The sequence below is a fragment of the Colwellia sp. PAMC 20917 genome (genome assembly GCF_001767295.1).
In the GTDB taxonomy this organism is placed as follows: Bacteria; Pseudomonadota; Gammaproteobacteria; order Enterobacterales; family Alteromonadaceae; genus Colwellia_A.
In genome coordinates, this window is sequence record NZ_CP014944.1 from 4,378,044 (window position 1) to 4,392,453 (window position 14,410).

Annotated in this window: 9 protein-coding genes; 7 read left to right on the top strand and 2 right to left on the bottom strand. The window is 38.9% G+C overall.

The annotated features are described in order from the left end of the window. Positions 1 to 4 precede the first annotated feature (4 nt). Positions 5 to 1,429, bottom strand: a complete 1,425-nt coding sequence (gene ccoN, locus A3Q34_RS18685) for a cytochrome-c oxidase, cbb3-type subunit I (RefSeq protein ID WP_070376713.1) — start codon at positions 1,427 to 1,429, stop codon at positions 5 to 7. A 423-nt stretch (positions 1,430 to 1,852) separates the two neighbouring features. Between ccoN and A3Q34_RS18690 the strand changes: the two genes are divergently transcribed. Both A3Q34_RS18690 and A3Q34_RS18695 read left to right on the top strand, forming a co-directional pair. Beyond that, on the top strand, positions 1,853 to 2,170 hold the full coding sequence (locus A3Q34_RS18690; RefSeq protein WP_157471055.1) for a hypothetical protein: 318 nt from the start codon (positions 1,853 to 1,855) through the stop codon (positions 2,168 to 2,170). Positions 2,171 to 2,224: 54 nt separating this feature from the next. Next, a complete protein-coding gene (locus tag A3Q34_RS18695) occupies positions 2,225 to 2,845 on the top strand; it encodes a LysE family translocator (RefSeq protein ID WP_070376715.1) in 621 nt (206 codons plus the stop codon). Positions 2,846 to 3,004: 159 nt separating this feature from the next. Here the strand turns inward: A3Q34_RS18695 and A3Q34_RS18700 are convergent, their stop codons facing one another. Next, the gene (locus A3Q34_RS18700; protein WP_070376716.1) at positions 3,005 to 4,039 is read right to left on the bottom strand and encodes a succinylglutamate desuccinylase/aspartoacylase domain-containing protein; all 1,035 of its coding nucleotides are present in this window, start codon (positions 4,037 to 4,039) and stop codon (positions 3,005 to 3,007) included. 252 nt (positions 4,040 to 4,291) lie between these two features. Here A3Q34_RS18700 and A3Q34_RS18705 point away from each other — a divergent pair, with 252 nt between their 5' ends. The 5 genes from A3Q34_RS18705 to A3Q34_RS18725 all read left to right on the top strand — a co-directional run bounded on the left by A3Q34_RS18705 (position 4,292) and on the right by A3Q34_RS18725 (position 14,395). Then, on the top strand, positions 4,292 to 4,645 hold the full coding sequence (locus A3Q34_RS18705) for a hypothetical protein (RefSeq protein ID WP_083278092.1): 354 nt from the start codon (positions 4,292 to 4,294) through the stop codon (positions 4,643 to 4,645). Between the two features lie 101 nt (positions 4,646 to 4,746). Further along, positions 4,747 to 8,214: an exodeoxyribonuclease V subunit gamma gene (recC, locus tag A3Q34_RS18710; protein ID WP_269447169.1), complete on the top strand. Its 3,468-nt coding sequence runs from the start codon at positions 4,747 to 4,749 to the stop codon at positions 8,212 to 8,214. Then, on the top strand, positions 8,211 to 11,777 hold the full coding sequence (gene recB / locus A3Q34_RS18715) for an exodeoxyribonuclease V subunit beta (RefSeq protein WP_083278093.1): 3,567 nt from the start codon (positions 8,211 to 8,213) through the stop codon (positions 11,775 to 11,777). Before recC ends, recB begins: the two co-directional genes overlap by 4 nt. Positions 11,778 to 11,781: 4 nt before the next feature. Beyond that, positions 11,782 to 13,749, top strand: a complete 1,968-nt coding sequence (gene recD, locus A3Q34_RS18720) for an exodeoxyribonuclease V subunit alpha (RefSeq protein ID WP_070376719.1) — start codon at positions 11,782 to 11,784, stop codon at positions 13,747 to 13,749. Between the two features lie 79 nt (positions 13,750 to 13,828). Continuing rightward, the gene (locus A3Q34_RS18725; RefSeq protein WP_070376720.1) at positions 13,829 to 14,395 is read left to right on the top strand and encodes a DUF3087 family protein; all 567 of its coding nucleotides are present in this window, start codon (positions 13,829 to 13,831) and stop codon (positions 14,393 to 14,395) included. Positions 14,396 to 14,410: the final 15 nt, after the last annotated feature.

Genomic DNA, 14,410 nt, shown 5'->3' on the forward strand with positions numbered 1-14,410 from the left:
CCTCCTAATCTATGGCAACGGGCTTAAGACTTTCGTCTTTAGCATAGATAGTTTTGAACATGTTGTAAGCCATCAATAAGAAACCAGCCACAACTAATACACCACCAACGAAACGGATAAAGTAGAATGGGTATGATGCAGTTAAACTTTCAACAAAACTGTAAGTTAACGTACCATCGGTGTTAACCGCTCTCCACATTAACCCTTGCATGACACCTGAAATCCACATAGCAACTATATATAAAACAATACCGGTTGTGTGTAACCAGAAATGCACGTTGATCAATTTGATACTGTACATGCGACCTTGATTAAACAGCACTGGAATTAAATGGTACATAGCACCAATTGACACCATAGCAACCCAGCCTAAAGCACCAGAATGTACATGACCAATGGTCCAGTCAGTGTAATGAGAAAGTGCATTTACAGATTTAATTGCCATCATAGGACCTTCAAAGGTAGACATACCGTAGAAAGACAATGAAACAATTAAGAAGCGAAGAATCGGGTCATGGCGAAGTTTATGCCATGCGCCAGAAAGCGTCATAATACCGTTAATCATTCCACCCCAAGAAGGCAAGAATAATACGATAGACATTACCATACCAACAGACTGAGCCCAATCTGGCAGTGCAGTGTAATGCAAGTGATGTGGACCAGCCCAAATGTATAAAGAAACTAATGCCCAAAAATGCACAATAGATAAACGATAAGAATAAACCGGACGTTCAGCTTGTTTGGGTACGAAGTAATACATCATACCTAGAAAACCAGCAGTTAATAGGAAGCCAACGGCGTTATGTCCATACCACCACTGCATCATCGCATCGATAGCGCCTGAGTAGATAGAGTAAGACTTCATCATAGACACAGGTATTACCATTGAATTACCAATGTGTAATACCGCAACAGTTAGTATAAAACCACCAAAGAACCAGTTAGCAACATAAATATGCGAGGTTTTACGTTTAACGAGTGTCCCAAAGAAAACGATGGCATAACTTATCCATACAATGGCAATTAAAATGTCAACGGGCCATTCTAATTCAGCATATTCTTTACTTGAGGTATAACCCATAGGAAGCGTGATAACAGCGAGCACAATAACTGCTTGCCAGCCCCAAAAGGTAAATGAAGCAAGTTTGCCGCCAAATAATGTTGTTTTACAGGTTCTTTGAACCACATAATAAGAGGTAGCAAATAAGGCACTCGTACCAAATGCAAAAATAACTGCATTAGTGTGAAGTGGACGAAGACGGGAGTAGGTTAACCAAGGTGTTTCGAAATTCAACGCAGGCCAAATTAATTGAGCTGCAATTAGAACACCAACAAGGGTACCGACAATTCCCCATATTACTGTCATGACAGTAAATTGACGTACAACATCAAAATTGTAGTCTACTGATGACGCATTACTTTGAGACATGTTATGGTTTCCGCAGTTATAATTGTTAACGTAAAACGATTTTTTATGATTAAAAAACTAAGCGCAAATGATAAGTTACAATTGAAAATATAAATTTCATCTAGCAATAAAAAATCTCACGTATATAGTAATAATTTTGCATCGAAAAGTCATTAGAATATGCAGTGAAATTTGTTGTAGATCAATAATATTTTAAAGCTCAGTACGATTAATGTACATAAAGCATCAAAGAGAGACTGTCCTATTAAAAATTTAAATTATAGAAGGCTATTTATCGCTTTTTTTTTAGTCAGCATTGTCAGCTGTGACGCCCAAGAAAAATCTCAACAAGTGAGTTTGCCATTTCAGTGTTTAACTTCGCAAAGCATCTGTGAAGCTAATACCAATTTTGGCAGGGTTTTAGTTAAGTTTAATGTCGGGAAAGTGCTAACAGAACACCCTTTTAATATACGGGTTGAACTTAAAAAAGATCATTTGCTTAATGATAATTTTTCCGCTGAAGATTCATATAGTGTCGTTGGCTACATGGAAGGAAAAACAATGTTTATGGGTAAAATACCCTTGTTCTTTTCTGAAGACATCACCACTGAGCAAAATTATTTTGTTGCAGAAACAATGTTAGGTAGCTGCTCTGAAGATAATATGATTTGGCGGATATGGTTAACAGTAGAAAAAAAATCAGCGAATAATGATAAACAACAAACAAGCTTTTTTATCGATTTTCAGTCGAGTCGCTTTTAGTTCAATTATATCTTCTGATAAGCTACGGCAAATTTTACTTAGATAATTACCTTGATGATTGATTACACCACTTTAGTTATATTTATACCAACATTCTTCTTTGTCAGTATTACCCCTGGAATGTGTATGACATTAGCCCTGACACTTGGTATGAGTATTGGTGTAAAAAGAACCTTGTGGATGATGCTTGGAGAACTGATTGGTGTTGCTGCTGTCGCTATTGCAGCGGTTGTTGGTGTTGCTTCAGTCATGCTTAAATATCCTGATGTCTTTGCTGTAGTAAAATATATCGGCGGAGCCTATTTGGTTTATGTTGGTGTTCAAATGTGGTTATCAAAGGGGCGAATGTCGCTAAGCAGTGCCCAAGAGCCTGTGAATATAGGTCGACTTACCTTATTTAATCAAGGTTTGTTCACCGCTATTTCAAATCCTAAAGGGTGGGCTTTTATGGTTTCACTTCTACCACCGTTTATTAATACTCAATTGGCAATAACTCCTCAGTTAATGGTTTTAGTTGGTGTGATCATGGTTTCAGAATTTACTTGTATGATGTTATATGCAAGTGGTGGTAAAACGCTGAGAATTTTTCTCTCGAAGGGCGATAACGTCAAACTTATGAATCGAATAGCAGGAACACTTATGGCCGGGGTAGGGTTTTGGTTAGCACTAGGTTAGTCCCTGTCAAAAAGAGCATCATCACTTTTGGAGCTATTTAGCCCTACTTATCAGCACCGTCGAGAAAACTCGATACTTTAGTGCTGAGTAGTTCACTAGGGCACTGTTTTTATTATCCAGCTCCGAAAAAACCTTACCCTTTAATCTTAGGGGCGTTGACTAAACTTTTATCACGTAAAATAAACAATCATTTAAAGCGATGTTTTTATTTTCAGTTGCCATAAAAATGCGTAAATCAACGGCACAGCTTAAAATGTTTTTACGACAGCTAAAATGGCCATCAATAACATTATTTCCATGTTCGTCAATGAGAACAAAATTATCAAGTCCTTTGTCATCAACCCAGCCTAACATTTGATCTTTTCGAGAAATACCATAGTTAAGTTGTTCAATATTTGATTTTATACAAACACCACTAAAGCCCTCATCGTGATCGCCATAAGTTAAAGGGGTGTGTGGTTTTAACTCCAAGCGTAATGGTCGATAAATAATATCAACCGCTCTATTTTGTTGAAAGGTTTTAGCTTGTTTATTTAAGGTAAGCTGTTTTAAACCTTGGTAAGCAACATGATGGGACTGTTCGTCCTTACTACCGCCACATTTTACCGTGATCATTGGGCAATCAAACTTTCGTTCCATTAATGTTCCCAATTGCAAACCCGACAATATAAGGGTCTGGCAAAAATAAGACGTTATTGATAATACTTCTGGCGTTATCATCGGTGCTACAGCAAAAGCAGGTCCAGACCCAGCACAATTATGCAAGTCAACGAGAAGTTCTGGATTCACCTCTTTTATAGCTTTCTCTATCAGTAAAGCTCGCTGACAAAAGCCACAATCTGGAATTTTATCACCAGAAAAACAGCGATTAATGTCTTTACCGCCATCAAGGTAACGCCGACTAAATAGCGGCGAAATATTAGCGGCCTCAACCGAACAAATAATAAAGCGGACATTGGTTGTTGGCACAGGGAGTTGCTCATTAGCCGTTAACCAACGATGCATGGCAATTAACCCAGAAGGTTCATTGCCATGCAATAGTGTGGTAAATACCCGACATTTACCTTGAACACTGCCGGTAATATCAATCACTGTAGGCCCAGTCAATGTCATTAAAAACTGTATATAATCGGCTTTTAGTAAAAGAGAACCTGGATTTTTTAAATAGGTGATTTCGTCAAAATCTATGTCCATTAGCTACGCCCAATATCCTGTTTGTGTAAGTGGTAGTCAGTAGATATATTTAACTTTGTCAGCAAAGTGTCTATCTAAGGCGGTACAATGAATTAGCATGTCACAACTTGGGGTAAGTCTTTGTTGATTAGGGTCAATAATGATGAGGAAAGCATCAAATATTTTTATGGAAAGTGTTTATTTAAGGCAAACTAATAAAAGTTAATCGTTTATATGTTTGTTGAAAGGAATTTTTTTAACTAACCTTAATGTATGACTTCATTTGAGTATTTGGCTATGGGACATTTTCATATACCGAGTAAATCGAATTTCGACATGGCAAAGTTTGCCGCGGTGATCAGTTACTTTACCGTTATTGGTTGGTGTATTGCGATACTGCTATATAGTGGTAATCGGTCAAGTTTTTCTACTTTTCATTTAAAACAATCTTTAGGCCTAGTGTTAACTTTTACGCTTTTGTCTTTTATTCCTCTTATTGGCTGGGCAGTCAGTATTTTTGTATTTGTTATCTGGTTGATGGCTATCTATTATGCAATATTAGGTGAAAAATATTCAGTGCCTTTTTTAGGTGAATATTTTCAAAGGCATCTAGACTTTATTCAATGAAATTAGCTGTTTTACCACAATAACTTAGCTGATTTTTATAGCTTTATTGGTATTGTTATGCTTAAATTTAGGCAGAAAATATTGCACCTAAGGCCTTCATATTGTTCTATCTTTATCCTGCTAATAAAATGGAAAATTTATTAGCACTTCTCGATAAAATCCAACAGGTTTCACCACTTCCTATTTTCAGCCAAGAAATGATTGTTGTGCAAAATGCCGGTATGCAGCATTGGCTTAATATGTCGTTAGCCCAGCAACGCGGCATCAGCATGAATATCAGTTATGCCTTGCCGTCACAGTTTTTATGGAAACTGGTCAGAAGCATGGCCAGTGATGAAGATGTACCCGACCAATCGCCGTTCTCTCGTGAAGTACTTTCATGGCGAATAGATCAATTACTCGGCAGTGCTGTTGTTATACAAGACCCTGATTTTTCCAGTGCAAGCCAATACTGGTTAGGGGCGTCTATTGATGAAGATAATTTAGCCAATAGATCTATTGGTGAATCTGAAAAAATAAAGCAAGACAAGCCAAGGGTCTTTACCGAACAGCAAACCTTGAAGCGCTATCAACTTGCTTGTCAATTAGCTGATTTATATGAGCAATATTTGATTTTTAGGCCGCAGTGGATTAATGATTGGCATCAAGGTAAAAGCAGCCAAAGTTTTGTTAACAAAGAACAAGCGTTAGCCGTTGAAAAATGGCAAGCAAAATTATGGCAATTGTTAACGCAAGAGCAAAGTTATAATCCACTTGAGTTAGTCAATCAAGCCATTAAAAATATTGTTAGCAAAAAGCACTTATTGCCACCGCGCTTATCTTTTTTTGGTATCAATGCGATGGCGCCAATGTGGTTATCATTTATTGAAGCGATAAGTGAACATCTTGATGTACATTTTTTCCATCTTAATCCCTGTTTTGATTATTGGGGCGATATACAATCAGAAAAACAAGCGATTAATTTACTCTCAAAATGGGTCGTCGGGCACGATGATATTACCGTAAATGTTGGTAACCCTTTGCTGGCTAATTTAGGTCAACAGGGCCGCGAGTTTATGGCCTTGCTTAACGATTATTCAACGGTAAATATTGAAGTTTTTGATGCGGTTGAACAAAGTGATGGAGCAGAAAATATATCGGTTTTGCAGCAAGTTCAACAAGACATTTTGACGTTAACTGATCAAAGAAGCACCGCCAAAAACCAACAAGACAACTCGATTGTTTTTACCAGCGCACACAGCGCATTACGTGAAGTACAAGGCTTGCACGACTGGTTACTGCATCAGTTCAATGATGATAAAACCTTAACACCCAAAGATGTATTAGTGATGTGCCCACAAGTTGAACAATATGCCCCTTATGTTAGTGCTGTATTTGCACGAGGCTGGCAAGACTTAGCGGATAAAATCCCGCCATTACCTTGTTCTATTGCCGACCGGGTCAGCAAAGATGCAGAGCCCGTTGTGGCCGCTTTTACCCAATTACTGAGTTTACCCGATAGTCGTTTTCAAGTTTCCCAAATCATTGGCATGTTACGTTTACCCGCCATGCAAAATAAATTTTCAATCAGTCTTGAAGAGCTAGACAAAATGTCTGCTTGGCTTGAACAAGCTTGTGTGCACTGGGGCGTTGACCAGCAACATAAGCAAGAGGTCTTGCATAGCCTCGAAGTTAATAATGCTTTTACCTGGCAACAAGGTTTGTCACGATTAATGCGTGGCTTTGCTTTTTCTGACCGTTCAATATATGTAGATGAACAACTATATTTACCGAATGTCGAGGGCAACGATGCCATTTTATTGGGTAAGTTAATGTTGATTATCGAGCAATTACAGCATTTTTCCCAACAACTTGGCCAAGATAAATCAGCCAATCAGTGGCAACAATTTTTATTAACGATGTTAAATAGTCTTTTTGAAGTAACCGACGAAATGGCCTTTAACGTTATTGACCAAGCGATCAGCTCTTTGGCCGAATACTGTCAACATGCCAATTATCAGCCCAATATCAGTTTGAGTGTGGTACGTGACTTTCTGACAAATCATTTTAGTCAGCCCGATCCTGGTCGGCAATTTATGGTTGGGCAGATAACCTTTTGCTCGATGTTACCGATGCGCAGTATTCCCTTTAAAGTGATTGCTATTTTAGGCTTGAACGATGGCGAATTTCCTCGACAACGCCAACCGCTAGGTTTTGATCTTATGGCGAGTAGTAAAAGCGAATTGGGTGACAGATCGCGCCGTGGTGACGACAGATACTTGTTTTTAGAAGCCATTATATCGGCGCGACAGTCATTATATTTAAGCTATCAAGGCCGTAATATTCGCAATAATAATGAAAAGCAGCCATCGGTTGTCCTCAAAGAATTGATGGAATATTTAGAAGCAGGCTATGGCTGGCAGTTACATAATGCTGAGGCTGGCAATGACGAAAATGGTAATGGTGATCAATCTTCAGATATTAAACAATTACCCATGCAAGCATTCAGCGAGCATAACTATTTAGGCAAATTTAAAAGCTTTGACCCTAATTGGTTGAAACTTAAATCAGCTAAAAAAATCCAACAAAGCGATGCTTTATTGTTACCACTTTCGATCATTGTTAATGATGATCCTCAAGTTGTCGATATTAATGAACTGATCCGCTTTTTTCAGCATCCGGCAAAAGCCTTTGCTCAACGACACTTGCAGTTGTTCTTTGAAAGCCACGAAACACAACTTGATGATACTGAACCATTCAGTGAAAACTTCTTGCAGAGTTATTTGTTACGTCAACAGCTGTTAGCGCTTTATCTCGTGGGTAGCAGCGAAGATGAGATTTCTTCTGCGGTAAGTGCGGCAGGGGTGAGCGGCGTTTTTCCTGATTTACCCAGTACCCATGATAGTCTAGAGCGCTGGCGTGATGATAGTGAAACCTTTAGTGAATTCATTCAAAGTCAAAGCCAATTAACCAACGACAGCTTACCGATAACGTTTATCAATACCGAGCTTGATGTGGTGCTTAGCGATAACAGTCATTTTACCCTCAGTGCTAATTTCCCGGTGCAAGCGGACAGCTTAATGTTTTATCGCAGCTCTTCGGCAAAAGGCAAAGACTTGTTTGGCCTTTATCTACATCAAATTATTATGCAGTGCTGGCAAGCAAATACCGCGAACTTAAATGCGGCTCATTTAACCGAAGAGCAAAATATGCTTGCGCAGGTGAATGTCACTAAAGGTTTTTATTTTGATACTAAAAATCAAAAACCAACACAGTACCGTTTTAGTAAAATAGACAATGCCCAGGCACAACTCGCTTTTATTGTTGAGACCTATCTTAAAGGGCAACAGCAAGCTTTATTACTTAATACTGAATTGATTGAAAAATTCTTTAAAGCTAAAGCCTTTGCGCAAAGTAGCTTTGAAAAACTATGGTCTGACAGTGGCAGCATGCTTAGCGTGGTAAAACCCCTAGGACAAGACCCTTATATGCATTATTTCTGGCAGCAATGTCCTGAATTTTCCGAGTACCAATCAACATTCACCGCACTTTATCAACCGATGTGGCAAGCTCAGGAGCAAATAAAATGAAGATGAATAATCTTATTGCTCACCAGATCCCGTTGCAGGGTAAGCACTTAATTGAAGCCAGTGCAGGTACCGGTAAAACCTTTAATATCACCCGCTTGTATTTACGGCTATTACTCGAAAAGCAATTGCCCGTTGAACAAATACTGGTTATGACTTTTACCAAAGATGCGACCGAGGAGCTACGTGGCCGTATTGATAGTTTTATTCGCCAAGCGCTTAACCATTGGGACGAGTTAATTGTCAGCGATGAGTTCTTTAGCGCGATAAGTCAGCACATTGATGAAAAGTCGGCAAAGATACGTTTGCGCCAAGCATTGTTATATTTAGATGAAGCGGCAATATTAACTATACATGGTTTTTGTAAACGGGTGTTAAGCCAACATGCTTTTGCTAGTGGTGTCGCCTTTAACGCGCAAATGGAAACTAATTGCCAAGATTTAGTGCTACAAGCTTGCCAAGATTGGTATCGAGTATTGGCAAAAGATAGTCCTGAACACTTTAAGCAAGTGATGCAGTTTTGGCCAAATCCGTTAAACTTTCTTAGCCAATTTTCTAAAGCCATTAGTAAACATAATGCGCTTGATGTCGTCAATGTTGCTGCAATAGAGCAGTTATTTACCGAATTAGTACAGCAAGCGGTTTATAACCTCGAGAACAACATACCACTGCTAACTCAGTACCTTATTGATGTTAAAAAAGGCAGTGAACGTGAAAAACGTCAACAAGAGCTTGACTCATTAATTCAATGGTTAAATCGACTTGCTAAAGATCTGCGCGTTGCGGATGAAAAAATGCCAGATGGTTTTATTGATGGCAAGCGTTACGCGCGCTCGGTAGGTAAAATTGAACTGTTAGCGGTATTTGAACCCGTAAAAATGGTTAAAGCTGAATTGAAGTCCCTGGCTAAAAAGATTGAAAAAGCCAAGGCACTGGTTATTGTCCGCGAAGGTATTTATCAAATACGCGCCAATATCACAGAACAAAAAAGCACCGCCAATATTTTAAGTTTTGACGATCTTATTTCAACCTTGGCCAATTGCTTACAAGCGAAAAGCAATAACGCACAAGTCCTAGCACAAACCCTATTTGAACAATATCCGGTGGCGTTAGTCGATGAATTCCAAGATACCGATCCCTTACAATTTTCGATACTAGAAGCCATATATTATCATCAAAGTACGGCTGCTTTATACATGATAGGCGACCCCAAACAAGCGATTTATGGTTTTCGAGGGGGCGATGTTTTTGCATATTTATCTGCCCGAAAAGATTGTGACCACCAGTGGTTAATGGATACGAATTGGCGGTCAACACCAGCGATGATCGCTGGCTATAACCGCTTATTTTACGGCGAAGCGATCACTGATAAAGTTGATGTTACTCAAGGGAATAGTCGGGTGTTTGGTTACGATATTCCCTATATTCCGGTAAAAGCTTCACCGCCAGCACTTATTAAATATAAAACAGTTACCGATAACGCCTTACAATTTGTGCATTTTGTTGATGAAGAAGCAAAAAAATCGGTTGCTCAAAGTTTTCGCCCAGTGATGGCCACTTGGTGTGCCAATGAAATTATCAATTTACTTGCCGCGCCTACAAACGAAAATAACGATAAATTAAGCTCAAAAGATATTGCTATTTTAGTGCGTGATGGCGCTGAAGCACGTGATATAAAACAAGCATTAGAACAGGCTAATTTAGCGTCAGTCTTTATGAGTAATCGCGCTAACTTAATGAAAAGTGAGCAAACAGAGCAATTGACACAGCTGCTAAAAGGCATCTTGTTTGTTGAAAATGAACGCTACTTTAGTGCTGCCGTTGCCTGTGATTTACTCGACTATCATCCTGAAAAATATCGTGAATTACAAGAAAATGAACTTGCTTGGCAAGCATTGAAATTTGATTTTGAGCAACTACGTAATGAATGGTTGTATAAAGGTTTTATTTCGATGGCATTAAAATTAATGCATGATCATTTTTGTATCGCCGATGAAAACCAAGATCGCATTTTAACCAATTTATTGCATTTATTTGAAATACTGCAAACAGCCAGTCAACGCCACCGTCAACCACAAGAATTACTTTATTGGCTTGAACAACAAAGTCGGGTTGACGACCCTGAAATTGAAGCCGAGTTACGTTTAGAAAGTGATGATAATTTAATACGCATTATTACCCAGCATGGCTCAAAAGGTTTAGAATACCCGGTGGTGTTTGTTCCTTTTGCCACCCGTCATAAAGACCCACTTAAGTTCGGTGCAAGCTCGGTGACCTTTATTGAGTATCATGATGAAAACCACCAGCTCAAATTAAGTTTAGACGGCTCTGACCATGCTAAGGAGTCAATGGCTAATGAGGCTTACGCTGAAGCGATTCGGCTATTATATGTTGCGGTAACCCGAGCAGAAAAACGTTGTTATATCTTAACAACCGCTTTTGATAAAGCCGAGCATTCGCCATTGGGCAGGGCATTGAAGTGGCAAAGTCAGCAAGATATAGAAGAAAACTTACGCCAGCTTGTTAATGATGAACCTAACAACATCAGTTTAGTGACCCTATCATCATTAGAAAACGCCAGTGAGCTTATTGCTCAACAAGCGCCATTAGCTGAAGTTAGTGATAAAACCGGCCAAGTTGCTCAATTTAACGGTAAAATAGAACGCGATTGGTGGCTAAGTTCATTTTCAGCCTTAAGTCGAAATTTACGTCACGGCGGTGTCTCTTCGCCTGATCGTGATAACCCACTCGAAAAAAATAGCATGACTGACCTTCAGTCTAGTGCAATGCAAGCGAGTAGTTTATTACGCTTTAATTTAGCAAAAGGGGCTCATACGGGTAATTTATTGCATGATATTTTAGAACATACCGATTTTAATGCCCCCGACTGGCAAGAAGCTATGCATTGGCCCTTGCAAAAGTATGGAGAACTAACCGCGGGTTATCAAGCTGAAGATCTGCAGAGTTGGTTAGCGCAAATGATTAATTCGCCATTGGGTGATAGCGCATTAGATATTGATAATAGCGAGCCCTTTAGCTTAGCTGACTTGAAGCAAACAAAAACACTGCGAGAAAGTGAGTTTTATTATCCAATGTGCTCAGCGAGTACTGATAAATTAACGCAGATATTGTCAAAACATCGTAATACGCACAGTCAATCAACACAGCAATCAATTGTTCGCTTACCGGCATACCAGCAGCTAAAAGGTATGATGCACGGCTTTATTGATTTGATTTTTGAGCATAATAATAAATATTATATCTGTGATTATAAGTCCAGCCACTTAGGTAATGATTTTAGTGACTATAACCAGCAAGCAATGAAAGAGAATATTGAAAAAAATCACTATGACTTACAATACCTGATCTATGCGTTAGCCTTACACCGTTATTTAAGTCACAGCTTAGATAATTACGATGTAGAACAGCACTTTGGCGGTACTTACTATTTATATTTACGCGGTATGACCGACCAAGTTGAACACATTAATTGTGGTGTCTACTATCGAAAAATCGAGGCGCACGAACTTGCCGCACTTGATCAATTGTTTTTAGGAGTTGAATAAGCATATGGCAGTGTTATATAAGCAGTTTAACCATGCTCAACAGCAGCTTAATAATATTGAAGCGGTTGATTACTTTTTTGCAAAAGAAATTCAACAAAGCTTAGTTAATCGCGATAAGCATAATAATAATGACAACCAACAACTTTTTCACTTACTGCTTGCCCTCAGTGAAAGCCTTAGGGCAGGGCATAGTTGTTTACCTTTAGCCACTATCGCGAGTACGCGCTTTGGGTATAGCTGTGATAAACAAGGTATTGTTACTCATAACGGCTTTACCTTTGCCGAGCAACCACAGTTAGTCAGTTTATGTGAACACTTGTCTATTATGGCTGATGATAACCACGCGATTGTTTTTTATGAAAATAATCTGTATCTACGTCGTTATTACCATTTTGAGCAAGAGCTACTGACTTTTATTTCAGCAAAAAGTGCTCAAGCCAAGGATTCAAATGTACAAACATTTGACGCCGTTGATATTAAAAGCTGCTTAGCAACACTCTTTCCAGAGCAACAGTCAGCAGATGATAACGATGAAATAGATTGGCAAATGGTTGCGGTCGCCAATGCCATTAATAAAAAATTCAGTATTATTGCTGGCGGGCCAGGTACAGGTAAAACCTATACGGTGACTAAGTTGTTAGCAGCTTTGGTGATGTTAAACTCAAGTTCAAGTTCAAGCTCAAATGAAAAGCCCAATGCAGATTTAAAGATAGCCTTGGTAGCGCCAACGGGTAAGGCGGCTCAGCGTTTATCTGAATCAGTTACTAATGCTTTACAAGGATTTACAGGACAAATAAGCGCAGCGGTTTTATCAAAAATACCGCAAGAGGCACAAACGCTGCATCGACTCTTAGGTGTTATTCCTAACAGTGTTAACTTTCGCCATCACCAAGACAATTTACTGAATATTGATGTGCTGTTAATTGACGAAGTGTCAATGGTCGATTTGGCGTTAATGGTAAGAGTTTTTAGAGCTTTACCTAGCCATTGCCAAATTATACTTTTAGGCGACGCTGATCAACTGCCGTCCGTTGCTGCTGGTAGCGTACTGAACGATTTAGCACCTAAGCCACATCGTGGCTACAGCCCTGAGAATCATCAATATTTAAGCCAAGTTAGCCAATGTGTAAATTTACCTCAGTGGAAAAAGTCGCCAAAATCATCAGGCTTGACCCTAGCCGCAGATCACGTGGTGTTTCTAGACAAAAGCAGACGTTTTGATGGTGAAGGAGGGATCGGAAAAATAGCGAGCCATGTTATTAATGGCCGCTTTAGCGAAAGTTGGCAATTATTAACAGAAAAACCAGTCATAGATAATAATCACCAAGACGTGCCTCAGTCTGGGAATACCTTATGCTTACTCGAAGGTAAAGCCAGTTCTTGGTTAGCGGCATTCGTTAGTGAGTATTACGCGCCCATTTTCGCGCAAAAAACAGTGTCTGCTGCCTTTAAACAATTACAAAAATTTCGTATCTTATGCGCAACACGTGTTGGTGAGCAGGGGGTTGAGTCGTTAAACGAACAAGTACAAAATATACTGATTAAACGCGGTGATATTAATGCTTTTGAGACTCGCTATTGCGGGCAACCTATTATGATCAATGTTAATAATTATTCACTAGGTTTATACAACGGCGATATTGGTTTATTGTGGAAAAATGAGTCGGGCCATTTAATGGCTGTTTTTGAGCAAGCAAACAATGAATATAAGTGGGTGAATCCGGCGCGTTTACCTCAGCATGAAACCGTTTATGCGATGACCATTCATAAAACTCAAGGCAGTGAGTTCGAGCATGTTGTGATGGTATTACCGGAACAAACTGATAATAAATTACTTTCTAGGGAATTAATGTATACCGCTATTACTCGGGCTAAGAAAAAACTGAGTATAGCTACCTTAGCGAATGTTTGGCGACAAGGAGTCACGACAAAAACAACACGCTATTCAGGTGTCGACCTCTATAAAAAATAAAGCTAGAGAATAGGGTTTACTGAAAGAAATTACGTTAGAATAACGTTTTAATTTTAGTAACCCATTAATAAGTTGTACCATGACGTTAAAAGACATAGATAAAAAAGCTTATCGCAGTAAGCTTAATCAAGTGATTGTTGGTTTTATTGTTACCTTCGCAATATTAGCCATTGCTTTTGGTGGTATATTGATTGCGGTATTTGCAGAGCCCTTAGCGCTTGATACCATAGCTCAAGCGAGTATGAATACCGCGATAGAGTCGGGCCAGCAAACCAGTAATTTTCGGTATAACTTTTTAGGCGTTATTCTGGCATTGTTAACGTGTGCTGGGATACTAAGACAATTAAAAAACACCCCATTTTTTAATGAAATTTATTATGTTTGGCAACTTAAGCAAACGCAAAATATTATTTATCGTCGTTTGAAAAAAATTAAACAAGCGAGTGTTAATGGTGATGAAAATGCCTTAATTATTTTGAAATTTTATTATGCTAGCCTAAAGCAACTTTATTTATTAGATGACAATACACTGACTATGTCGTCGTTAGAGGCTGATATTACTCATGTTGAGGGATTAATCACTCAACATGGAAAAGAAATTACTACCGAGCAGTTTACCAAAGTGTTACTTTCAAGCTATAAATAACGAATCGACCTTGAT